At 73.1% G+C, this 25,236-nt stretch carries 6 protein-coding genes; 4 read left to right on the top strand and 2 right to left on the bottom strand.

The features are described from left to right. Window positions 1–73 precede the first annotated feature (73 nt). On the top strand, window positions 74–2,323 hold the full coding sequence (locus WME89_RS28780; protein ID WP_438002890.1) for a cyclic nucleotide-binding domain-containing protein: 2,250 nt from the start codon (window positions 74–76) through the stop codon (window positions 2,321–2,323). A 126-nt stretch (window positions 2,324–2,449) separates the two neighbouring features. Here WME89_RS28780 and WME89_RS28775 read toward each other — a convergent pair whose 3' ends face one another. Both WME89_RS28775 and WME89_RS28770 read right to left on the bottom strand, forming a co-directional pair. Next, window positions 2,450–11,449, bottom strand: a complete 9,000-nt coding sequence (locus WME89_RS28775; RefSeq protein WP_438002889.1) for a beta-ketoacyl synthase N-terminal-like domain-containing protein — start codon at window positions 11,447–11,449, stop codon at window positions 2,450–2,452. Further along, window positions 11,446–18,390 (bottom strand): SDR family oxidoreductase, encoded by a 6,945-nt coding sequence (locus WME89_RS28770; protein ID WP_438002888.1) that lies wholly within the window; start codon window positions 18,388–18,390, stop codon window positions 11,446–11,448. The genes WME89_RS28775 and WME89_RS28770 overlap by 4 nt, the downstream gene beginning before the upstream one ends. 865 nt (window positions 18,391–19,255) lie before the next feature. Here WME89_RS28770 and WME89_RS28765 point away from each other — a divergent pair. From WME89_RS28765 to WME89_RS28755, 3 genes are all read left to right on the top strand, one after another. Further along, window positions 19,256–21,793, top strand: a complete 2,538-nt coding sequence (locus WME89_RS28765) for a lipase maturation factor family protein (RefSeq protein WP_438002887.1) — start codon at window positions 19,256–19,258, stop codon at window positions 21,791–21,793. A gap of 344 nt (window positions 21,794–22,137) precedes the next feature. Next, window positions 22,138–23,781, top strand: a complete 1,644-nt coding sequence (locus WME89_RS28760; RefSeq protein ID WP_438002886.1) for a lipoxygenase family protein — start codon at window positions 22,138–22,140, stop codon at window positions 23,779–23,781. 20 nt (window positions 23,782–23,801) lie between these two features. Next, complete coding sequence (locus WME89_RS28755; protein WP_438002885.1) at window positions 23,802–25,232, top strand: cytochrome P450; 1,431 nt, start codon at window positions 23,802–23,804, stop codon at window positions 25,230–25,232. Window positions 25,233–25,236 lie beyond the last annotated feature (4 nt).

Raw genomic sequence — 25,236 nt, 5'->3', positions numbered from 1 at the left:
ATCTGTGCCGGCGGGGGGCTCGTTCGCGCTTCTCGTGAGCTCTCGGCCGGAGCAGCCTCTGAAAGACAGGACCATGACGCTAAATGCAGCAAGGACGGACGACTCGAAGGGCAACGCCTCCACGTCATCGACGAGCTCGGACGACAGGACCGAGCTCCAGGAGGTGGTAGCGATCGCGCCGAGCCTCCGCGCGTTGAGCGGGCAGTACGTCGATGCGCTGCTTCGAACGGCCCGGATCGAGCGCTTCCCCGCCGAGCACACGATCGGGACCGAGGGGGCGAAGGCCGAGAACCTCTACCTCGTCTTGAAGGGCGAGGTGTGCGCCTATCTGGGGAGCTCGATGCGGGAGGTCTCCGGGATGCTCTCGCGCGGGGGGATCTTCGGCGGCAATTTGCTGGTCGGCGAGCCGAATCTGTTCTCCTACAGCGCCGAGCGGGACACCCTGGTCGCGAGCTGGAGCGACGAGGCGCTCCGCCGCGCCGACGCCGAGGCGCCCGGGCTGCGCAAGCAGCTCTCCGTCCGCCTCTCGAAGGACAGCCGGATCGTCGATCTGGCCGACATCCTGCAGCACGCTCCCCTGCTGCGGAACACGAGCTCGGTGCTCCGTTACCGGCTCCTGCAGGAGACGACGCTGATGCGGTTCTCCGCGGGAGCTTTCCTCTATCGAGACGGGGAACCGTCGACGATGTGTTACATCGTCGTCAGCGGCGAGGTGGAGCTCACCCGCACGACGCCGTCGGGCGAGCGGGAGACGACGGTCGTGCTCGGGCGAGGCGGCATGTTCGGCGAGACCGACCTCCTCGCGTCGACGCCGCGCTCCGAGTCGGCCGAGGCGAAGCTCGAGACGGAGGTCCTGGCCATCGCTCGCATCGACCTCGAGGCGCTGAAGCGCGCCGATGGCGCGTTCCGCCTCGCGGTCGCCGCGCGGCTCGGGTCGAACAAGCCCCTGTCGAAGCCGCAGGACATCATCCTCCTGGTGAACGGCACGCGCTGCGACGCCCGCGCCGCAGCGTCGCTGATCCAGGCTTCGCTCGCCTCGATCGGCGAGAAGCGGGTGGTCGTCCTGGAGGTCGCGCCCGAAGGGGCCGGCGGCGACGCCGGGGACGATCTGCGCCTGCAGGTCCCGAGAGACCCGGCGCGCGGCATGGAGGTACTGGACGAGCGCGTGCGGTCGCTCGGGGCCAGGTATGTGATCCTGTACTCGAGGATCGATGATTCGCTCCGGTGGCTCGCCGAGCCGGTGTGGGACACGATCATCGACAACCGCGTCTCGTCGACCGTCTATTTCACGGAGGACCTGAAGCGCTCGTTCCCGATCGAGACCCCCCAGCTGACGTCGGTGCAGTACGTCGAGCTCCGGCCGGCGGGCAGCAAGGAGGAGCAGCAGACCGTGCGGAGCGGCGCGATCCGCCTGAGGATCGACCAGATCTCCCAGGAGATGCGCTTCGAGTCGCTCACGCAGGCGAACCGGACGGCGCTCCACCGGCTCGCGCGGACGCTCACACACCAGTCGGTCGGGATCGCCCTCGGGGGAGGATCCGCGTGGGGCTTCGCGCACGTGCCGCTCGTGCGCGCGCTCGTCGAGGCGGGCATCCCGATCGACATGCTCTCGGGGACCAGCATGGGGAGCGTGGTCGCCGTTGGCTACGCGAGCCGAGGGCTGGAGGCGCTGGACGAGCTCCTGGAGAGTGGGCCGGAGTTCGCGTGGCGGCTCGCGTTCTCGCCGATCACACGGAAGCCCCTGGGTGCCTTGTGCAATCGCATGGTCCCGCACCGGCGCCTCCAGGACCTGCCGATCCCGGCGTTCCCCGTGGCGGTGGACATCCAGACCGGCCGGGCGTGCGTCTTCCGTCACGGCTCGGTGCTCCGCGCGCTGTATGCGAGCACCGCGGTGCCCGCGGCGATCGTCCCGGAGATCGTGGACGGGATACGCTACGTGGACGGCGGCATCATGAACAACGTGCCGGTGAGCTGCCTCGTCGAGGAAGGGGCTGATTTCATCATCGCGTCGAACGTGATCCCCGCGCCGGCGCGGCTCCCTCGGGAGACGCACAAGTGGTCGGTCACCGAGATCCTGTCGCAGATTTCGCCGCTCGGGCGGTTCCAGGACGCGCTCCGCTCGATGTTCCTCATGATGCGCGACGCGGGCACACGTCAGGCCGCTTCCGCCCAGGTCACGTTCGCGCCCTCGGTGAGGCAGTACAACCTGGTCGAGATCCAGGCCGCGAGGAAGATCGCCGAGGCGGTGGAGCCGGAGATCCCGGCCTTCATCGAGCTCGTGAAGGAGAAGTACAAGGCGTTCTGCCGGAATCGGGATCACTGAGGTCTCGCGCCGGTCACACGAGGTGTGGCCGGCGCGAGATGGGCAGTCCCACCCATCGCTCACCGGTCTTCTGCTGGCGCGCGCGCCCCGCTGCCCTCGGGTACCGGGCAGAGGGCGCGCGCCGGTTCACGGCGCCGGCGGGGCCTCCGGCGCGCCGCCGGCGGCGAGCAGCCACCGCGCGAGGCCTGCGAGCCAGCGCCCCTCGGGGGACGCGTCGCCCGCGATCTGCCCCGCGCGCGCGCCCTCGACGAGCCGCCGCGTCGCTTCGGAGCGGTAGTCGGCCTGCGCGTCCAGCGTGGCGAGCAGCGCGGCGTGCTCGGGGCTCGCCCCGGTGCGCGCCACCCATGCGTCCACGCGCTCCGCGAAGGCCGGATCCGGCGGGGTCGGCTCCTCGTGGAGGGGCGCGGGACCGAGGCCGTTGATCGCGTCGATCACCACCTGCTTCCGCTCCTTCAAGGGCAGCGCGGAGAGCTCTTCCGGGAGCATGGGGCGGCCGATCCAGAAGTCCTGGCGCCCGAAGCCCACGGGGAACTCGAGCCGGCGCGGGAGCTCCTCGACCGGGAGCCCGCCGGCGAACCGGACGGGCACGATCGGCGCGCCGACCGCCAGCGCCATGTCGATGAACGACGAGCTCATCTTCACGACGGGCTTCCGGCACGAGAGCGCGCGCGTGCCCTCGACGTGCACCATCACGTTCTTCCCCCGCTGCGCCATGTCGATCGCGAGGTCGCCGATGATCCGCATCAGCGAGTCGCGGTCCTCCCGGTCGAAGAACGTGATGAGGCCCGGGTCGGTGATCCCCGGATACGTGAAGCTGTGCCGGATGAGCTCGCCCACCCACGTGCCCCGGTGCTCCGCCTTCGCGAGCGTGACCGTCGAGACGCCCGAGAGCGCCGAGACGAGCACCGAGAAGAGGAGGGACTCGACCGCCACCTGGTGGTTGGCGAGGTAGAGGCAGCTCCGCCCGCGCGCTCGGTCCCACGCCTCGGGATCGGCGATCACGACGTCGCCGACGAAGCGCTCGATGAGGCCGTAGTAGAGATCCTCGACGGGCCACGCGCCGATGCCGAACCACGCGCGCCAGTGCGCCTCGACGGGCGAGAGATCCATCGCCGGCGGGCGCGGCTCCGTGACGCGGACCGCGTGCGCGTCGCGCGCGACGCGCAGGGCGTGACGGCGCAGCGGGCGCATGGTCGCCGTGGCGCTCGTGAGGTCCGCGCTCGGGCGCACCGCGCTCGGGTGAACGAAGGCGCGCCGCGCCACGTGGTCGCGCACGGCCACCTCGGCGACGAGGTCCCCGCCGGGCGCGGCGCCGTAGATCCGCGCCACGTTGCCGGGGAGCCAGTCGCTCGGCTTCACGTCCTCGAGCGCGGCCACGGTGGCGTCGTCTTCGACACGCGCGAGGCGCACCCCCGGGACGAACCGGCGGTCGCGGAGGAACGCGCGCCGCTCCGCGCGGCTCGCGCGGCCGATCGGCCCCTTCGGGAGGAGCACGTCGACCAGCGTGAGCGCCGCGCGCACGGCGCCCCCGACGAGGAGCTGGACATCGAACCTGGGGAACCGAGGCTCGCCGTCGAAGCCGGCGAAGCGGACCTCCACCCGAGCCTCCCCCGACACGGGCAGCTCCCCGAAGAAGCGGATCGACGGGATGCGATACGGGTATCCGACGTGATCGTCCGGGATGTCCGGAGACCAGCGCGCGAGATCGTCGTGCGGGATCGCGTGGGTGAGCGCGTCGAGGAGCCCCTGGTGCAGCGCGCCGCGCGGGACGCCGCGCTCCGCCGCGTCGAGGAGCGCGGAGGCCCCGCCCGCGCCGAGGCGCAGCGACCGCACCATCTGGAAGGACGGGCCGTGGAACAGCGCGCCCGACGCGTACGGGTCTTCCATCTCGACCGCGTCGAGGAGCGGCGGGAACGGCGCGGGCGGGGAGGGGAACTGCGCGCCGAGGCGAACGAGCCCCGTCGCGACCGGCTCGAAGCGCGACAGCGCGGCGTCGCGCGCCTCCCGGAAGGCGAGCAGGGTGACGTGCCGGGCGCCGTCGCGCTCGCTCACCTCGGCGCGGAGGCGCTCGGGGCCGCCCGGGAACGGCAGCCATCGCTGCACCTGGACGTCGGTGATCTCGAGGACGCGCTGCGCCGTCCCGGGCGCGGCTTCGCGCGTCGCGGCGCCCGCGAGGCGGTCCAGCATCGACATCATCGGCAGCGCGGGGAGCGTCCACGTCGGGCGATGGTCGCCGAGCCATGTGTCGAGCGCCGGGTCGAGGATCTCCTCGCGCGGCGCCCGCGCGGCCTTCTCGCCGCCAGGCACGATGCGCATCGCGAGCTGACGGGCATGGTAGATGCGCTTCCCGTCCACCCACAGCGAGCCCTCGGCGACGGCGAAGCGGCCGCGCGCGTCCTCGCCTACCTCGAGGATGTCGATCTCGGTGGTGATGCGACGGTTCGCCGGGACGACCTGGCCGCGGTACTTCCAGACCAACGGGCGGTCGATGGCGATGGGCTCGAACCGGGCGCCCGGCACGCCGTCGCCCATGTTCCGCTCGATCATCGCGAACTGCAGCAGCTGGACGAGCGCCTCGATGCCGAGCGAGCCGGGCTGCACGGGGTCCTGGAAGAAGTGCGCCTTGAAGAACCACTCGGCGGGGTCGACGTCCTTCTCGCCGCGCGCCCAGCCGAGCCCCTTCTTGCCGCCGTCCGGCGCCCAGGCCGTGATCCGGTCGAGCATGCAGAGCATGGGCGCGGGCAGCCTCGGCGCGCCGTCGAAGTAGCGCGCGGGCCGGCGCCGGAGATCGAGCAGGAACGACGAGGCGCCGTCGATGCGCGCGCGGTCCTCGGTGCTCACGGGCAGGCCGACCTGGTTGTCGAAGGCCTCCTTGGGGAAGAACCCGAAGACGGTGTTCATCCGGAACACGACCGTCTCGCCGATGAAGCTCTCGACCTCGAACGACTCGATGATCATCCCGGCCGATCGCGAGATGTCGACGATCTTCACGCGCGTGCGCAGCGTGCCCGCGGTGGGGAAGATCTCGGCCGGCATCGTCGCGGTCCCGTCGAGGTTGCGGAACAGGATATCCGTGTCGGTCGTGAGCGCGCTGCCGACGTAGCTCGCGAGCCACCCGCACGGCTGGAGCGTGGCCTCCATGAGCACGCAGCAAGGCATGGAGGGGTGCCCGCTCTCGTCGAAGTACCAGGCCTCCGCGGGGATGTCGTACTCCGCCTCGATCGTGACGCCGACGCGGAACTGCCCCGGCGGCGCGTCCGTGTGCGTGATCCGGGACATGAAGTGATACGGCGGGCCGGGGAGGCGCGCGACCTTGCGCGGCCCGTCGAAGGGCGCGTACATGGGGCCGAACGCGGCGGAGGGGCGCCCCCACGCGCACGCGAGGAGCGAGGGGTAGTCGAAGGGGAACCCCTCGTGCGACGCCGGAGGCTTGCTCGCGGCGAAGCCGCGGAGGCCCCCGAGGCGGCGCAGGTCCAGCGCGGCCGCGTGGTGCGCTGGATCCGCCGCCGAGGCGAGCGGGAGCCGGCTCCACTCCTCGAGCGGCCAGCCGGGGACGAGCTTGAGCCCGGCGCGGCGCGCGTGGAACGCCTTCAGGCCATCCACCGTGCAGAGGAGATCGGCGTAGACGGTGGGCACGGGCCCGGCGACGACCTCCTCGACGAAGACCTCGTAGACGAGCCGCCGCGACGAGGGGATCGCCTGGCCGCGGCAGCGCATCGCGATCTTGTGCCCGGTGACCGGCTCGAACCGCCAGCCGTCGCGGTCGACCGCGAAGCCCATGCCCGCGAGGTAGAAGGCCATCGCCTGCAAGCAGCCCTCGAACATGAGCGTGCCGGGCATGCAGGGGTCGTTGAGGAAGTGGCCGGTGAAGTACCAGTCGTCGGGCGAGATCGGCGCCTCGGCGCGAAGGTAGCCGCGCCCCCACGGGCCCCCGCGCGGGTCGAGCTCCGTGACCTCGCGCAGGAGGAGCATCGGCCCGGACTGGATCCGCGGCGAGCGCACGTGCGTGCGGGCCCTCTCGTAACCCGGCCCGAAGCAGTCGGCGGCGCGGCCGTCGGCGAACGCGCGGACGTCGTCCGCCGTGAACGAGCGCTTCGTGCACGCGATCGCGGGCGGATCGAGCCTGGCCGCGGCGTCGTGCTCCGCCGTCGCGGCGTCCCACAGGACGCCGCCCGAGGCCGCGAGCTCCGCGTCCGTGAAGAAGCCGGCCTGGCCGCTGCGCACCGAGAGCCGCAGCGCCCCGCCGATGCGGCAGTCGTAGTGGAAGAAGAAGAGCCGGATGTTCTCCTGCTTCGCGTGGCCGTCGACGTGGATGTCGTACGCGAGGGTGTCGCCGGGCTCCGGGAGCTCGCCGTGGTAGGTGAGCTCGCAGCCGAGCAACCGGTAGACGCGCTCGCCGCGGTTCAGCCGGTCGGCCCCGAGCCACGAGATGAGCAGGAGATCGGCCTGGCCCGACTCGATCATGATCCCGGCGGGCATGCGGCCCTGGTGCAGGTACCAGCTCTCCTCCGTGACGTCGGTCTCCGTCCAGAGGGCGCCGGTGCCCATCGAGCCCGGCGTGGCGTCGATCCCGGTGACGCGATCCGCGAGCAGGAGCGGCGGCATCGGCATGCGGACCTGACGGTGGAACCCGTCCTGCTCGGCGAACGCCGGCCCGAACACCGAGGAGATCTTCCCCGAGGCGAGGACCTCCAGCTGCGCGCGATCGAGCTTCGGGCCGGGCAGGAGGGGCCGCCCTCCGACCGGGCCGCTGGCCGCCGACACATCTCCTGAGGCCGCCGGAGGGACCGGCGCGGGCTGGAGGAGAGCCATGGCTTCGCCGGCGCCTCCAGGGGGCGGCGCGGCCGGCGGGAGCGAGGGAAGGGGCGGCGCGACCGACGGGAGCGAGAGAAGGGGCGGCGCGGCCGGCGGGAGCGAGGGAAGGGGCGGCGGGGGAGGAGGGCTCGCCTGGTGCTCGTACGCGCGCAAGAAGCGCCCCAGCAGGCCCTGCTGGAGCGCGAGGAACTGCGCGTGCGCGGTGGCCTGCGACGCCAGGAACTCGCGATGCAGCGCGCCGAGGCGCGCCTGCTGCTCCGTGGCGCGCGCGACGATCTCGCCCGCGGGCGAGCTGCTCGAGATCGCCGGCGACCTCGCGGCGAGCCGCGCCTGTGCGGGCGCGGCGGCCTGCACGAAGGCGGGCGCGGCGGCCTGCACGAAGGCGGGCGCGGCGGCCTGCACGAAGGTGGGCGCGGCGGCCTGCACGAAGGCGGGCGCGGCGGCCTGCACGAAGGCGGGCGTGGCGGCCTGCACGAAGGCGGGCGTGGCGGCCTGCACGAAGGCGGGCGTGGCGGCCTGCACCGGCGCGGGCGCCGGCGCCTTCACCGGCGCTGCCGCGGCGTCGCCGAGCACCGGCACGAGGCGCGGCGCGGGCGCCATCCATTGCTCGAGGGGCGGCAGGCGGATCGCCGGCGGATGCGCCGGGATCTTCAGCGTCGCGCGCTGCGGAGCAGGCGGCACGCCGACCGCACCGAGCGACCGCTCGAGGGCGCCGCGGTCCACGGGCACGCCGGCCGCGATGAGCCACGCCGCCGCGTTCGCGAGCTGCTGCACGCCGCTCCGGCCCGCCACGTCGAGCGGCACGGCCACGTGCTCGCGCTCCCCAAGGATGCGCCTGATCCACCCGCTGCACAGCCCGCGCGGCCCGTGCTCCAGGAACACGCGCACGCCGTCCGCCCACGCCCGCTCGATCATCCGCGGGAAATCCAGCGTCCCCAGGGCCTGCGCCGTGATCGCCTCGGCGGCCGCGCCGGACGTCGCCTGGAACGCCGTCGCGCGCCCCGCCGAGTAGTGGCGCACGCCCGGCACCTCCCACGTCGCGCGGTGGTGCAGGTCGTACCACGCCTCTCGGATCTCCTCGATCTCCGGGCAGTGCGCCGCCATCTCGTAGCCGAGCGGCATCGCGCGCCCGCGCCCGAGCCGCTCGACGACCCGCTCGCACGCGGACGCCTCGCCGCCGATCACGCAGTCCTCCGGCGTGTTCACGATCGTGAGGTGCGCGAGCGGCTCGCCGCGCAGCGCCTCGCGCACCGCCTCGACGGGGGCGGCGACGCTCCACGCCTTCCACGCCTCCCGCGCCCCGCCGCCCCCGAGCTTGCGCCAGGCGCGGCGCGCGGCCGCGAACTCGCCGACGAGCTCGGTGGTGAACACCGCGCTCTCCGAGCAGTCCCGGATCATCGCGTCGAGATCGCGCCACGCGCCCGTCGCGAAGAGCGCGTTGCTCTCGCCCGACGAGTAGCCGACCGTCGCGTCGGGTGTGAGCCCGAGCACGCGCCGCGACACCTCGGCGTGGAGCTGGCAGAGGAACGCGCTCGCCCAGAGCTGATCGAGCGGGTGGCTCGGCGCCTCGGGCGGGTCGAAGATCCACCTCGCCGCCTGTTCCATGGAAGCGAACCGCTCGCCGAGGCGCGCCGTCACGTCCGGCATCGCCAGCGCGAGCTCGCGCCCCATGCCCGCGTACGACGCCGCGGCCCCCGTGAACACGAACGCGAGCTGGCCGCCGGCCGGCGCGTCCCGGTACGCCACGCCCTCGGGCGCCGGGCCACCCTGCTCGAGGTGCAGCCGCGCCTGCGCCGCGCGCGCAGCGCGCTGCTCCTCGCTCGTGGCGACCAGCACGAGCCGGGCCGGGCCTCCCTCCGACGGGCGCCCCTCCGCGAGCGCGCGCAGCACGGACGCGCGATCCGCGCCGCCGTACACGAAGAGGCGCGGCGGCGGCTCGAAGCCGAGCGGCGCCGCGGGCCCCCGCGCCGAGAGCCGCACCGACGCGTCCGCGCCCCCGAGCACCCGCGTCCGGGTCTCCGCGGTGCGCGCGCCGAACCAGGGCGCGGCCCCGCGCGCGCCGCCGTGGGGCGCGGGGCGCGCGCCGTGGTGCACGCTCCACGCCGCCGCGGCGACGTGCAGGAGACCCGCCGCCGCGTGCGCCGCGCCGCGCGCGAGGGGGTCGACGGCGCCGTCGCCGTCGCCGACGCGCAGCGCCGGCGCGCCCTCCTCGTCCAGCTCGGCGAGCACGCGATCGCCGTCGCGCCGCGCGTCGTCGAGGCGCTTGAGCACGAGCGCCACGGCCGCGTCGCCCGTCGCCGTCTCGAGCCCCAGCGCCGAGAGCGCCGCGCGGTGCACGGGCTCGTCCGACAGGTCCACGGCCGCCACGACGACAGCGTCGAGCTCGCCCTCGCGCAGCGCGCGCGCCGCGATCTCGAGCGCCACCACGCCGGACGCCTGCTCGGCGGAGACCGTGTACCCCGGCCCCCCGAGATCGAGCTGGCTGCTGATCCGGTTCGCGGGGATGTTCGGCATCGTCCCGAGGACGCCGACCGCCGTGAGCTTCGGCAGCACCGCGTCGCGCGCCCGCCCGAGCCAGTCCGGCGGCGCCTCGTGGCCCCCCCGCGCGCGGGATGATGACCACGCGTCGGCGAGGTCCGCGAGCCGCCAGCGCAGCCCGTAGCGCGCCACCTCGGGGTCGCACCCCATGCCGACGAGCACGCCCGTCCGCTCGCGCGGCACGCTGATCCCCGCGGTGGCCTCGCGCGCGGCCTCGAACACGAGGAGCTGCTGCGGCAGCGTCTGCTCGAGGTCGCGCGGCGGGAAGCGCAGCCCTTCCTGCGCGACGGTCACCTCCGCGCGCCGGGGGTTCCAGGGCTCGCCGCCGAGCACGGCGCGCGCCGCCTCGGGCGCGCCGGTCGTGTCGCCGAGCAGCGCGCCGATCCCGACGATCGCGACGGCCGGCCTCGGCCGCGCCGGCACGAACGACGCCGGCGCGGTCCCCGGGTCGTCCTGCGAGACGAGCAGGTGGGCGTTGTTGCCGCCGAACCCGAACGCGCTGACGGCCGCGACGCGCGGGCGGTCCGAGGGCCAGGGCTCCTCCTCGGCGAGCAGGCGGAAAGGAGAGCCCCGGAGCGCCTCGATCGGCGCTTCCGCGTGCAGCGTGGCGGGGCGCACCCCGGCCTCGAGCGCGCCGAGGACCTTCATCAGGCCCGCGGCGCCGGCGGCGGTGATCAGGTGCCCCAGGTTGGATTTCAGCGAGCCGATCGGGACGTCGCGCTGCCCCTCGAAGACCGCCGCCGTCGAGCGCACCTCGGTGGCGTCCCCCACGAGCGTGCCCGTCGCGTGGCACTCGATCAGCGACACGTCCGCCGGCGTCAGCCCCGCCGCCGCGTACGCGAGGCGCATCGCGCGGATCTGGCCCTCCTCCGAGGGCGAGAGGAGCCCCCGCCCGCGGCCGTCGTTCGAGAGCCCGACCCCCCGGATCACGCCGAGGACGCGATCACCCGCCGCGCGCGCGTCCGCGAGGCGCTTGAGCGCGACGATCGCCGCGCCCTCGGCGGGGACGAGCCCGTCCGCGTCCCGGTGGAACGGGCGGCTCGTCCCGGAGCGGCTCATGGCGGCGAGCGCGCAGAACCCCATGTGCAAGAAGAGGGGATCCGCGGCGTTCACGGCGCCCGCGAGCATCAGATCGGCCGTGCGATCGTGGAGCCTGTCGCAGGCGAGCTTGATCGCGTACAGGGAGGAAGCGCACGCCGCGTCGAGCGCGAAGCCGCCCCCGCCGAGGCCGAGCGCCTCGGCCGCGAGCGACGCGGGCAGCCCCGACATGAAGCGGCTCCGCGGATCCGGGCGCCCGGACGCCGCCATCCCGCGCGCGGCGCCGTCGAGGAACGCCGCGCCCTGGGCGTCGAGCCAGACGCTCTCGGCGTAGCGCGCCATCGCCGGCGTCGGGAACGAGAGGTTCCCGAGCACGAGGCCCGCGCGCGCCGACGTCCGGTCGTGGCCCAGCGGTCGCAGCGCCTCGCGCGCTGCGTGCAGCACCCACTGCAGCGATGGATCCAGCGCGCGCACGGCGCCTTCGTCGAGCCGGAACCCCGCCGGGTCGAACGCGGGATCGAAGCCCTCGACGTAGCCGCCGGCGTCGCTCCACATGCGGTCGCCGGCCTGATCGGCCGGGCCCATCGCGTGCGCGGCCGAGAGCCGGAGGCGGCCCTCCGGCGCGCCCGTCACCGCGCAACGACGCGCGCGGACGGCCTCGTGGAGCGCCCGGGGCGAGAGCGCGCCGGGCAGGACGCAGCCTTGCCCGACGATCGCGATCGGCTCGAACCTCACGACGCGACGCCCGCCTGCGCGCCGTTCCGGGCGGCTGCCTCGCCCGGGCGGAGGATCGTCTCGACGCCGCGGAGCGCCGCGATCGGGCGGCCCGAGGCGTCCTCGAGCGTCATGTCGCACACAGCGCGCGCCTCGAGCACCTGCCGCCCGTGCACGACGCAGCGGATGGGGCCCTCGGGGAGCACGTCGACGAAGCTCTCGAGCGCCGCGATCGACATGGGCAGCGAGGCCCCGCCGAGGACGTCCCGCGACCACAGGAGCGCGAGCTGCAGCGCGCCGTCGAGCGCCGCCGCGTCGACGCGCCACGCCTCGGGCCAGCCCCGCTCGCGCGTGCCCGTGAGGCTCCCGACGATCCCCTCCCGCGAGACGCCATCGACGCGCCGGACCACCTGGAAGCTCGGGCCGTGGAAGAGCACGTGGCCGTCGTACACCTGCCCGTGGCGCCACGCGCCGAGCGAGGGGTCGGGCGCGCGCTCGGGCAGGCGCCGCGGGCGGGAGGAGACGTCGGCGGTGGCGCTGTAGTGCAGCGCCCCGTCGCGCCCGCGCAGCTCGACCGAGAGCTCGTCCCCGCCGTCGCTCACGCGCGGCGTGCAGAGCACCGTGAGGCGGTCGCCGCCGTTCTCGAAGTGCTCCAGCTTGATCCCGCGCAGCACCTTCAGGTCGCGCAGCACGAGCGGGCCGGCGTCGTGGCGGAACGACCGCGTCGCGCGGGCGAACCACTCGATGGCCATCGCCACCGGCACGACGGGCCTGCCGCCCACGCGGTGGTCGCCGAGGTACGGGTGCGACCGCCCGTTCACGGCGACCTCGACGGACATCGCGGCCGCGGAGGCGGCGCCGAGCGGGCCGCCTTCCATCGCCCCGCCGATGACGGTCTCCACCTCGTCCGGCGAGCCTTCGATCTCGTCGACGAAGCGCCGCGCGCCCTCCTCGATCGGGAGGAGCGCGACGCTCATCTGGTCGAAGCGCGCCTTGAGCTCGGGCGTCACCATCCCGCCCTCCCACGGTCCCCACCCGATCGCCTTGGCGACGAGCTGCCCGCCGCGCGCGCGCCGCGCCGCTGCCGCCACCTTGTTGAGCACCTCGTTCGCCATCGCGTAATCGCACTGGCCGAGGTTGCCGGCGCGCGCGGCGACCGAGGAGAACAGCGCGATCCACCGCAGCGGGTCGCCCTCCGTGGCGTCGAGGAGCGCGCGCAGGCCCGCGACCTTGGTGTCGAACACGCGATCGAACTGCTCGGGCGTCTTCTCCGCGATGAGCTTGTCCGCGAGGACCCCGGCGCCGTGGACGATCCCGGTGATCGGGCCCCAGCTCTCTCGCACCTCGTCGAGCGCCTCGCGCAGGCGGCCCGCGTCCTTCACGTCGACCGGCACGTAGCGCACCTCGGAGCCCGCGGCGCGGATCGCGTCGAGCGTCGCGCGGATCTCGCGGTTCGCGAGGACGCGCGCGACCATGGCGCCGAGCTCCGCGGGCGACGGCGCGCTCCCTCGCGCCCTGGCCTCGGCGAGCAGCGCTCGCTTCAGGCCCGCGTCGCCCTCGACGCCGCGGCACGCGGGCGGCTCGTCCTCGAGGCGCGAGCGGCCGAGCAGGACGATGCGCTGGGGCGCGCGGCGCGCCAGCGCGACGATCGAGGCGGCCGTCACGCCGCGGCCGCCGCCGGAGACGACGACGACGTCGCCGGGCGCCGCGATGGCGCCGCCGGGAGCGACCTCCCGCGGGACGCAGCGCAGCGTGGTGCGCGACCCGTCCGCGTGGAGCCCCACCTCGCGCGTCGCGCCGCCGGTGAAGAGCTCGTCGACGATCGCGCGCGCGATCTCCTCCGGGCCGCGCTCGCCGCGCTCGACGTCGATCGATTTCACCGAGGCGCTCGGCCACTCGAGCGCCGCCGTCCGCGCCAGCGCCGAGACGCCTGCGAGCCACGCGCGCCGCGCGTCGCGCCCCGACAGGCCGAAGTCGCCGCCCGTGTCCTGCACGGTCACGAAGACGCCGCCCTCCGCCGTGAAGCGCGGCGCGATCGCGCGGGCGGTCATGAAGGCCTCGCGGTTCACGGCCACGGCGTCGTCGACGGTCGGCGCCCGGCGGAGCCCGCCGAGGAAGATCACGGCGTCCGGCTCGCCGGAGACCGACGCCACGACGTCGGCGGCGACGCCGCGCTCGGAGAGCGCGAGCGCGACGTGCGGCGCGACGCCCCCGCCGTCGTCGGTGACCACGACGCGGCGCGCGCCGAGGAGCCCGGACATCGTGAGCCCCGGGGCCGGCGCGGGCTCCTCGATCAAGACGAACCGCTCGATCGCGGCGTGCTTCGGTGGTGCGGGTGCCTCGGCCCGGGGCGCGGGTGGAGCGCCCGAGCGCTTCCGCAGGTAGTCGACGGTCTGTCCGAGGGTGCGCAGGGCGGCCATCTCGGCGGGGTTGACCTCGGGCAGGCCGGGGGCGCGCTCGCGGACGGCGGAGAGGATCTCGACGCGCTTGATGGAGTCGACGCCGAGGTCTGCCTCGAGCTCCATGTGGAGCGCGAGCATCTCGGCGGGGTAGCCTGTCTTCTCGGCGACGACGGCGAGCATGAGCGCCTCGAGCTGCGCCGGGGCGAGCGCGGGGGCCGCGGCGGGAGCTGCCGCTGCTGCTGCGGTGGGCGCTGGCGCCGGAGCGGCCTGCGGGGCGCGGGAGCGGAGGTAGTCGACGGTCTGTCCGAGGGTGCGCAGGGCGGCCATCTCGGCGGGGTTGACCTCGGGCAGGCCGGGGGCGCGCTCGCGGACGGCGGAGAGGATCTCGACGCGCTTGATGGAGTCGACGCCGAGGTCTGCCTCGAGCTCCATGTGGAGCGCGAGCATCTCGGCGGGGTAGCCTGTCTTCTCGGCGACGACGGCGAGCATGAGCGCCTCGAGCTGCGCCGGGGCGAGCGCGGGGGCCGCGGCGGGAGCTGCCGCTGCTGCTGCGGTGGGCGCTGGCGCCGGAGCGGCCTGCGGGGCGCGGGAGCGGAGGTAGTCGACGGTCTGTCCGAGGGTGCGCAGGGCGGCCATCTCGGCGGGGTTGACCTCGGGCAAGCCGGGGGCGCGCTCGCGGACGGCGGAGAGGATCTCGACGCGCTTGATGGAGTCGACGCCGAGGTCTGCCTCGAGCTCCATGTGGAGCGCGAGCATCTCGGCGGGGTAGCCTGTCTTCTCGGCGACGACGGCGAGCATGAGCGCCTCGAGCTGCGCCGGGGCGAGCGCGGGGGCCGCGGCGGGAGCTGCCGCTGCTGCTGCGGTGGGCGCTGGCGCCGGAGCGGCCTGCGGGGCGCGGGAGCGGAGGTAGTCGACGGTCTGTCCGAGGGTGCGCAGGGCGGCCATCTCGGCGGGGTTGACCTCGGGCAAGCCGGGGGCGCGCTCGCGGACGGCGGAGAGGATCTCGACGCGCTTGATGGAGTCGACGCCGAGGTCTGCCTCGAGCTCCATGTGGAGCGCGAGCATCTCGGCGGGGTAGCCTGTCTTCTCGGCGACGACGGCGAGCATCAGCGCCTCGAGCCGCGCCGCCGCTGCGGGAGCAGGCGTCTCTGCGACGGCGGCGGCGAGGGGAGGGGGCGCAGGCGCCGCGAGGGGCTGGAGCGATGCGGGCGCCGCTGCGGCCGGGTGCGGCACGGGAGCGGCGAGCGGCACGGGAGCGGCGAGCGGCGCGGGAGCGGCGAGCGGAACGGGAGCGGCGAGCGGCGCGAGGGCGTGCGCCGGCGGCGCGAACGATGGAGCGCCGAGCAGCGGCTGTCCGCCGACCAGCGCGCTCAGATCCGAGAACGACGTCTCCACGGTTCGCAGGAAGGTCGCGTGGGTGTCGGCCACCGACTTGAGGTAGGCCGCGTGCGTCTCCGCCGCGTGGCGCTGGTACTCCTCGTAGGCGCGCACCCACGGCGGGAGCGCGTCGCTCGCAGCGGCCTGCGTGTGCGCAGCAGCGGGCGCGGCCGTGTACGCCGCCGCGGGTGCAGCCGCGTGCGTGGCCGTGTACGCCGCCGCGGGCGCAGCCGCGTGCGCGGCCATGTGCGCAGCAGCCGGCGCCGCCGCGTGCGCCGCAGCGGGCGCGACCACCTGCGCCGAGCTCGTCGCGGCCGGCGGCGCGGCGGGCGTCTCCTTCGGGCGGGGCGGGTTCGGTCTCGGCAGCGCCGCGGCGCCGCCGGGGGGCGGATACGGCTTGGCGTAGTTCGCCCCGTTGATGGGGACGGTCATGGCGGGCTTCTTCTTCGGCGCCGCCTCGGGCGCGTAGCCGTCCCACAGCGGCGCGAAGTCGACCGCGACGCCCGCCACGGCGAGCCGACCGAGGCCCTCCTGCAAGCTCGTGACCCCGTGCTTGCCCTTGCGATCGAGCGCGATGGCCGCGTGCGGGCGGTCCTGCAGGATGCGGCCGACGAGCTCGGTGAGCACCGACCCCGGACCGACCTCCACGAACGTCCGCGCGCCGCGGGCCCACATCCCCTCGATCTCCTCGACGAAGCGCACGGGCCGCGCGATCTGCTCGGCGAGCAGCGCGCGCATCGACGCGGCGTCCGTCGGATAAGGCGCCGCCTCGGCGTTCGACCAGACCGGCGTGGCCGGCGTCGCGAAGGGCACCCCCGCCAGGAACTCCGCGAAGCGCCCGCTCGACGGCGCGACCAGCGGGCTGTGGAACGCGGTCGCCACCGGCAGGCGCTTCGCGGTCACCCCCTTCGCGGCGAGGTGCCGCTCGACGCGCGCGATCTCTTCCTCGCCGCCGGAGAGCACGACCTGCGCGGGGTGGTTGTGGTTCGCCACGACGACGGGGCTCTCGAGCTCGACGAGCAGCGCGCGCACCTCGTCGATCGGCCGCGCGACGGCGGTCATCGCGCCGGGCGTCGTCGACGCGTCGCGCATGAGCTCGCCGCGCCGCCGCGCGATCCCGACGAGGTCCGACGCGGCGAGGGCGCCCGCCGCGCACAGCGCCGTGATCTCCCCGAAGCTATGGCCGCCCACGTGCTCGGGGCTCACGCCGGCCCCGCGCAGGACGGCGAGCAGCGCGAGGCTGGTCAGGCCGATCGAGGGTTGCGCCCACTCGGTCGACGTCAGCCGCTGCGCCTGCGCCTGCCCGTCCGCGTCCGTGAAGCCGGGGCGCGGGAAGACGACGTCGTGGACGCCCTGGCCCTCGAATCGCGTCGCGGCGGCCTCGTCCCACACCGCGCGCGCGGCGTCGAAGCCCATGGCCACGTCCGCGCCCATGCCGACGTACTGGCTGCCCTGCCCCGGGAAGAGGAACGCAACGGAGCCCGCCGGCGCGCCCGCGCCGTAGTGGATCCCCGTCGGCGTCGAGAACGCGGCGTCCGGCTGCGCGGCGGCGCGGGCGCGCGCCTGCTCGAGCTTCACGCGGAGGTCGTCGGCGTCGCTCGCCACCACCGCGAGGCGCGCCGGATCCGACGCGCGGAACGCCGCCTGCGACGCGCGCGCCGCCGCGGCGAGCCCCGCGTCCGCCGCCTTCCGGGCGGCCTCTTCGCACCTCGCCGCGAGGCCCGCCGCGCTCTCGGCCGAGAGCACCACGAGCTCCGTCGGGCTCGTCCGCAGGCGGAACGCGCGCGCGCCCGGCCCCGTGTACTCCTCCAGCGTCACGTGGAAGTTGCTCCCGCCGAACCCGAAGCTCGACACCGACGCGCGCCGCGGGTGCGACGCGCCGCGGATCCACGGCCGCGACCGTGTGTTGAGGTAGAAAGGGCTCTTCTCGATATCGAGCTTGGCGTTCGGGCGATCCACCTTGATGGTCGGCGGGAGCACCTTGTGATGGAGCGCCATGACCGCCTTGAAGAGCCCCGCCGCGCCCGCGGCGGACTTCGTGTGTCCGATCTGCGATTTCACCGACCCGAGCGCGCACCACTGGCGGTCCGCCCGGCCGCTCTCGCCGAACGCGATCTGGAGCCCCTCGAACTCCGCCACGTCGCCGGCCTTCGTGGCCGTGCCGTGCGCCTCGACGAGCTCCACCGTGTCGGGCCCGTAGCCCGCGGCCTCGTAGGCGCGCCGGAGCGCGCGCGCCTGGCCTTCCGGCAGCGGCGCGTAGACGCTCTTGCTCCTGCCGTCCGACGACGACCCGATCCCGCGGATCACGGCATAGACGCGATCGCCGTCGCGCTCGGCGTCCGCGAGGCGCTTGAGCGCCACCATCGCCATCCCCTCGCCGAGCAGCGTCCCGTCGGCCGCGTCGGCGAACGGGCGGCAGTCGCCTGACTTCGAGAGCGCGGGCGTCTTGCTGAAGCACATGTACATGAAGATGTCGTTCATGGTGTCGACGCCCCCGGCGATCACCAGATCCGACTGCCCCGTGGCGAGCTCCGCGAGCCCCATCGAGAGCGCGGACAGCGTGCTCGCGCAGGCCGCGTCGGTCACGCAGTTCGTGCCGCGCAGGTCGAAGCGGTTGGCGATCCTGCCGGCGACCACGTTGCCGAGGAGGCCGGGGAACGTCGATTCCTGCCAGGGCACGTACTCGCGTCCGATCCGGTCGCAGATGCCCTTCGCCTCGTCCTCGGGGATGCCCGACTCGCGCAGCGCCTTGAGCCATATCGGCCGCTGCAGCCGGCTCACCATCGTGCTGAGCAGCTCCTGCCCCGAGGTCACGCCGAGGATCACGCTCGCGCGCTCCCGGTTCATCGCCGCGAACTGCCCCTGCGTCGCGTCGTCGAGCACCCGCTGGGCGACGATCAGCGCGAGCAGCTGCGACGTGTCCGTGGCCGGCAGGATGCTCGGCGGGACGCCGAACTCCATCGGATCGAACGGCACGTGCGACAGGAACGCTCCGCGCTTCGCGTAGGTCTTGTCGGGCGCCGAGGGATCGGGATCGTAGTAGTCCTCCACGAGCCAGTGCGAGGGCGGCACATCGGTGATGAGGTCGCGCCCTGCGAGGATGTCTCGCCAGAATCCCACGGAGTCCGTGGAGCCGGGGAAAAGGGCGCTTGCGCCCACGATGGCAACGGGAGTGTGCGGCATGTGGTACCCAACGAGCGGTTTATGAGGAAAAACGAGGCTCGAGATCGTCACGGAGCGCGCCGGGAGATCATGGCTGTCCGCGCGCCCGCCCGAGCCGCCTCGATTGCGCCGTCTTTCGCCCGTGGCGCGCGCGGCGCGCGCTCGACCTCGGTGCCCGCGCGCAGCTCGCCCTCGCCTCCGCCCTCACCCGCGCGCGGAGCATCACGCCGGCAGCCCCCGAGGGCTCTCGACTTCCAGCGACTCCGTCGTCAGGCCGCCTCGCGACGCCGTGGCGCCACCCAGCGGCAGGGACGTGGCCTGAGCTTGTAAAGAGCACGGCCTCGTCGGTTAGCCAACCATTCCGCCTACGACAATCAGATCCGTCAGAGGCTTACAAAAATATGACATAAGGTAGATGGTTGTAATATAATTCACAACCCAGATCGCGCTCTGGCTGGAAATATTACGTTTGGGACGTTAATTGTACGCACTGGGTGAGACCTTCCGCGGGAGATCGCCCCGTAAGGTCATCGGGTAGATCCGGAGAGATCGAGCGCGATATCCCGGAGCCTGGAGCGACGTGCAGCGCGCCCGCGCCGGCCCGTCGAGACGTGGCGCGCTGCGCGGCATTTCGACGGGAAATGTGGCTTCGGGAGAGCAGGGCGCGCTCCCGCACCGGGGCCATGCGGCACCGCCAGCGCGCCCGGCGGTCCCGCGGCGCGAGCGCCCTGCGCGCCGGGCCTCTTTGCAGCATCGATCGCGAGCTGAATCATCAGAGGCGTGATTTTCCGCAAAATCCTGTAATGTCTCGCCGCTGGCCGGTGGCGATTGCCGGCCCTTCGGATCGTCTCGGGGCCCGTGGCTCCCGTGGATACGTGAGGGAAACATGATGGTGTATGAGCACCTGACATCCGACGACGGGCTGCGCGTGCTATGGGGCTGCGTCACGCGCGGCGTCGGGCTCGTCTATCTCGCTTGCTTCGTGTCGATGTACATGCAGGCGATCCCCTTCGTGGGGTCTCGCGGGATCGCGCCGATCACGGCGCAGCTCGATCGGATGCGGCGCGATCTCCCCTGGTATCGCTGCCTGCAGCTCAACCCCAGCCTCCTCTGGCTCGCGCGCAGCGACACGGCGATCCGCGCCTTCGTGCTCTCCGGGATGGCGGCGTCGGTCGCGGTGATGATCGGAGGCCCCGCCACGCCCTTCGCCCTCCTCGTGTGCTGGGCTGTCCAGCTGTCGTTCCAGCTCCCGCTGCGGCTGCATTACCCCTGGGACGCTTCGATCCTGGAGCTGGGCTTCCTCGCCATGTTCCTGCCGCCGCTCTCGCTGCTGCCGGAGGTCTCGGCCGCGGCGGTGCCGCACCCGCTCCTCAGGTTCGCGTTCCACTTCCTGCTCTTCCGCATCGTCTTCGGCTTCGGGAAGGAGAAGTTCGCCAGGTTCAACCTCCGGATGACGCTGTATACCCGCTTCTTCCTGATCAGCCTGCCGAGCACGAGCCCGATCGGGTGGTGGGCCAGCAAGCTGCCGAATTTCATGCACCGCTCGATGATCGGGTTCGTCGCTTTCGCCGAGCTGCTCTGCCCGCTGCTCGTGCTGGTGCCGGGGCCGACGCGCCTCGTGGGCGCGGCGGGCATCATCGGGCAGATGCTCGCGATCCAGATCACGAGCAGCTTCGGCTTCTTCAACATGCTCACGATCGTCCTCTGCGTGGCCGCGTTCGATCACTCGTCGAGCCTCTCCGCAGCGCTGGCGCGCCCGGACCTCCTCAGCCCCGAGCACCTCCCCTTCACGCTCGTCTTCCCGATCCTGTTCTTCGGGGCATTCCTCTACATCCCCTTCGACAGCTGGATCTCGGCCGGCTACCTGTACTGGCCGGCGTTCCGCCGGGTCCCTTGGCGGCCGCTCCGCGCGCTGCTCGCGCTGCTCCGGTTCATCGCGCCGGCGCGCGTGCTGAGCTCCTACGGCGTGTTCGGCGCGCACCCGGCGCCGCCGCTGCGCTGGCTCCCGGTGATCGAGGGGAGCCTCGACGGACAGGAGTGGCGCACGTACCGCTTCCGGTTCCAGATGACCACGGAGGACGACGCGCCGCAGTTCGTCGCGCCGCACCACCCGCGCCTCGAGGGCCTCTCGTTCTACGAGGTATTCGGCGTGGAGGCGTGCGGCTACCTCTCCAGCGTCAACTTCAACAACCCCTACTGGTTCACGCCTTCCTCGATGATGCTCGACCGCATGGCGCAGCGGCTCCTCGAGCGGGACTCGGCGGTGCTGCCGCTCCTCAAGAACAACCCGTTCCCCGACGAGCCGCCGCGCCAGATCCGGGTCGCGCTCTACCGCGTCTCCTCCACGACCATCGAGGAGAAGATGCGCACCGGGAACTGGTGGCGCCGCCAGCACGTCGGGTATCACATCCCGGCGACCGGCCGGGATGACACCGTGTGGACCGAGTGGCTCCCCACGCCGGAGCTCTTCCATTTCGATGCGACGGTGTTCCGGCGCGCCGCCCGCCACTGCACCGGCGTCTCCAGCGAGGAGTACGAGCAGCTCTGGGAGACCTTCCTCCCCTTCGTCCGCGACGCCGCCGCGGCGGCCGCCGCGGCCGGCGATCGCGGCGGCGATCCCCATCAATGGAAGAACCTGCCGGACGTGGCGCTGGCGGTTCGGCGCCGGTTCAGCCGCGACGAGGTCCGCGGCTTCCAGCTCACGCTCGCCCGCCTCACCGTGCACCTCCTCGTCCGCTGGGAGGCGGTGTTCGAGCGGCCGGCGAGCCACTTCCTGCGCGACGTCGTCGGCGTCGGGTCGAGCTCCGACCCGGCGCCCGATCCCCGCGCGCTCCCCGACGGCGCCGACCCCGAGACGGTGCTCCAGGCGCTCGCGGCCTTCCCGCGCGGCCCGCTGCGGTCGCCGTTCCAGCTCGGCCTCGCGGTGCACCGGCTCATGCTGATCGAGGGCCGCGAAGCGTGGGAGCGCATGACGGCGGGGAGCTTCGTGCCCGGCGCGCCGATCCCGACGCGCTTCGCCCTCTCCCGGCGCGGGCGGCGCTCGATGGCCGCGGCGGCGGAGGAGGTCGGCCTCGACATCGCCGTACTGCGCCGGATCGCGCAGGATCTGACGCTGGAGAACGGGCTCTTCCTCGAGGGCGCCGTCAACTACGGCGTGGTCGCGCGCCACGCCAACCGGTTCCACGTGCTCTTCTCGTTTCCGAAGGTGGTCGACCCGCCGAACCTCGGCATCATCCCGCCCGTCTTCTCCCTCGCCCGCGAGCTCGCGAACCACCCGGAGCTCCGCCTCATCAGCGGGTGGGGCGAAGAGACGCGCCTCGCGCCGCAGCTCCGCCTCCCGCGCATGGTGTTCGGCGAGGACGGTATATGGCGAGAGGAAGGCGAGGCGCTCGTCAGCGACGACGCTCGCGTACCCTCATCCTAGAGCCCCGATCAGCTTGAAACGCCCGGGAATGAAGAGATTTGAACCACAGAGGCACAGAGGACACAGAGGAACAACAACAAAACTCTGTGCCCTCTGTGCCCTCTGTGCCTCTGTGGCTCATTTTCTCGGGGTTTCAACCTGTTCGGTGTCCTGGGAAGGTCCTCGAGCCGCGCCCACTCGAGGCGGCTGAGCGCGTCAATGGGTCAAGCACGACCACTGCTGATTTGTGACACGAGTGTTTCTACAGCAGCGCTCCGCGCGCAGCAGCGTCCGCTCGCGTCCGGCGGTGCAATGGATGCTTGACGGTCCGAGCGGCTGAAATGTAGGCTTCGCATCCAATCGTCATGGTTTCCGTACCCTGCCTTCCGCGAGCGGATAAAGCTCCCGCCCAGCGCGCCGCGGCGATTCAAGCGGCTCGGAAGACCTACGAATGGACCCACGACCTCCTGCCGGGCGTCGCGCTGTCCACGGTCGTCCCTCCCCGGAACCGGCCGCGCCTGCGCTGGATCCTCGCGCACGTCTTCCACTTCTACCTGACGAAGCTCAATCAGCTCCTCGGCTGGCTCGTCGGCGCGCCGCGGGTCGGCCAGGCCTCGTCGATCAGCGATTACGAGCGGATGTTCGTGTGTCTGCCGGTGCCTCCCATCGCCAGGACGTTCCGGGATGACGCGACCTTCTCGCGCCTGCGCGTCGCCGGGCTCAACCCCATGATCATCCGGCGCGTGACCGCGCCGAATCCGAGCTTCCCGGTGACCGACGCGCACCTCCGCGCGGTGCCCGGCTTCGAGGCCGACAGCCTCGCGGCCGCCCGCGCGGAAGGGCGCCTCTACCTCGCCGACTACAGCATGGTGGCGCCCAAGAACGCGGACGACTGGCCCGATCCCGGCAAGTTCTCGCACGCCCCGCTGGCCCTCTTCGCGGTGCCCAGGGGGTCGGGCTCGCTCCGCGCCATCGCCATCCAGTGCGAGCAGCAGAGCAGCCCCGATGCGCCCATCTTCACGCCGGCGGACGGGTACGCCTGGATGATGGCGCGGACCATCGTGGAAGTCGCGGACGTGGCGCACCACCAGCCGGCATACCATGGCATCACGCACCTCGTCGCAGGGGCCTTCAACGTCGCGATGTACCGGAACATGTCCGAGCGACATCCCCTGTACGTCCTGCTCGATCCGCACTTCGCCGGGACGCTCTACATCAACGACATGGCCGTCGACGGCCTGCTCGCGCCGGGGACGCTCGTCGACGACATCATGTCGGGGTCGATCCGGGCCACGCGACGGATCGCCGCCGAGACGGTTCACGGGACATCGCTCCGCGACCTCATGCTCCCGCGCGCCTTCGCGCTGCGCGGCGTGGACGACGCCGCCGCCCTCCCGGATTACCCGTACCGCGACGACTCGCTCCTCGTCTGGGGGGCGATCCGGCAGTGGGTGTGCTCGTACCTCGCGCTCTATTACCGGAGCGCGGCGGACGTGCTCCTCGACGGCGAGCTCCGCGCATGGCTCGCCGACGCGACCTCGTGGGAAGGGGGCCGGCTGCGCTACGAGCCCGAGAGCCTCGCGACCGTCGAGGATCTCTGCGACCTTGTCACGTTGATCATCTTCAACAGCAGCGCTCAGCACGCGGCGCTCAATTACCCGCAGGGCCCGATCATGAGCTTCGTGCCCGCGTCCCCGATGGCGGCATACCTCCCCGCGCCCACGACGAAGGAGGACGTCACCGAGGCGGAGTGGCTCGCGATGCTGCCGCCCTTCGAGCGCGCGGAGCAGCAGCTCGAGCTCGGCTACCGGCTGGCCGCCGTCGGCCACACGCGGCTCGGGTACTACCCGCGCCGGCACTTCCGCGACCCGCGCGTGGCGCCGCTCCTGGGCGAGTTCCAGGCCCGCCTCCGGGACGTCGAGTCCGCGATCCACGAGCGAAACGCGACGCGCGACGTGCCGTACGAGTTCCTCCTGCCGTCGAAGATCCCGCAGAGCGTCGATATCTGACATCGCCGCGAGGACCACCCATGTTGACCACCGTACCTCCCGCCGCGCCAGGCCCGCTCGGGCGGCTCTTCCGGTTCTTCTTCGCGCGCAAGGCGTCGATGCTCGCCGGGCTCCCGGGGCCGTCGCCGACGTTCCCCTTCGGCAACACCCTCGAGCTGGCCCGGGGGGAGCCTCATCACGTGTTCGCCCGGTGGCACCGCGAGTACGGCGACTACCTCGTCTGGTGGTTCTTCGGCAAGCCGAGCCTCCTCGTCAACGACCCGGCCCTGATCCGCGAGATCCTCGTCTCGAACGCCGACGACTACCACAAGAACGTCCCGCGCGGCGCGACGGCGCCCATCATGGGCCGCTCGGTGTTCCGCGCGATCGGCGGCGCGGACTGGCAGCGCAAGCGCGCGCACCACCCGTTCGAGGGGCCCAATATCGATGACTGGTACGAGGGGATCCTGCCGATGATCGGCGATGTGGTCGCCGCGCACATGGAGGCGCTGCTCTGCGGCTCGGACTCCGTGGAGACGGATCTGTTCGAGGACTGCGTCCAGATGGCCTTCCAGGTCTTCGGCCGCGCGGTGCTCGGGACCGGCCTCACCTCCCGCCAGTATGTGCATCACCAGGCCATGTTGAAGGAGATCTCCCGGCGCGGCGGGTTGCCTGTCCCGTTCTCGCCCGATCCGGTCTTCTGGTACCACCGCCACCGCTGGCTCTCGTTCGTGGCGCAGCGCGTCCGCGACGCCATGCGCTTCGGAGGCGATGGGCCGGATCTCCTCTCGTACATGGCGAAGCACCGGATGTTCCGGATGCCTTTCAAGAACATCCGGGACGAGGTCTCCAACGTCTTCTTCGCGGGCATGCGGAACGTCGGCATCTCTGCCTCGCTCTTCCTTTTCTCGTCGTGCAAGCACCCGGACGTCGGGCAGCGCCTGCGGAGCGAGATCGACGCGCTCACGGCCGAGGTAGGCTCCAGGATCGATCTGGCCCGGCTCCGCGGGCTCACGGTGCTGGATCGCGTGGTCAAGGAGGCCATGCGGCTCTACTCGGTCGTCCCCGGCTTCGTCCGCGAGGTGAAGCCGGACCGGACGGTGATGCTCGGGGGCCACCGCCTGCCGGCGTCGACGCAGATCTTCATCCTCCCCTTCACGGTGCACCGGAACCCGAGGGTGTGGCCGGATCCGCTGCGCTTCGACCCTGATCGCTTCCTCGTGGAGCCGCCGCCGGGCCACTACATCCCCTTCGGCTTCGGCCCGCGCACGTGCGTCGGCGACGCGTTCACCCTGATCTGCTCGAAGATGATCTCGGCGAGCATCCTCGCGAGCTACGACGTCGAGCTGCTCCCGCCGGCCGAGTACGCCACCAAGGTGACCGCGGGCACGATGGCCCCCCGCAACGGCATTCGGGCGCGCGTCACCCGGCGGTGGCGCAGGCTGAGCATGCCTGCACGAGAGGCTTCGTAGCTCT

Origin of the sequence: Sorangium sp. So ce321 (assembly GCF_051530195.1) — a bacterium.
In the GTDB taxonomy this organism is placed as follows: Bacteria; Myxococcota_A; Polyangia; order Polyangiales; family Polyangiaceae; genus Sorangium.
The sequence above is the reverse complement of the archived record's forward strand: the minus strand, read 5'-3'. Positions and strand labels throughout refer to the sequence as shown.

Bases quoted from the DNA above. Each gene is read 5' to 3' on its own strand.
- WME89_RS28780 (WP_438002890.1), top strand. From the start codon at position 74: ATGACGCTAAATGCAGCAAGGACGGACGACTCGAAGGGCAACGCCTCC.
- WME89_RS28770 (WP_438002888.1), bottom strand. From the start codon at position 18,390: ATGCCGCACACTCCCGTTGCCATCGTGGGCGCAAGCGCCCTTTTCCCC.
- WME89_RS28765 (WP_438002887.1), top strand. From the start codon at position 19,256: ATGATGGTGTATGAGCACCTGACATCCGACGACGGGCTGCGCGTGCTA.
- WME89_RS28760 (WP_438002886.1), top strand. From the start codon at position 22,138: ATGGTTTCCGTACCCTGCCTTCCGCGAGCGGATAAAGCTCCCGCCCAG.
- WME89_RS28755 (WP_438002885.1), top strand. From the start codon at position 23,802: ATGTTGACCACCGTACCTCCCGCCGCGCCAGGCCCGCTCGGGCGGCTC.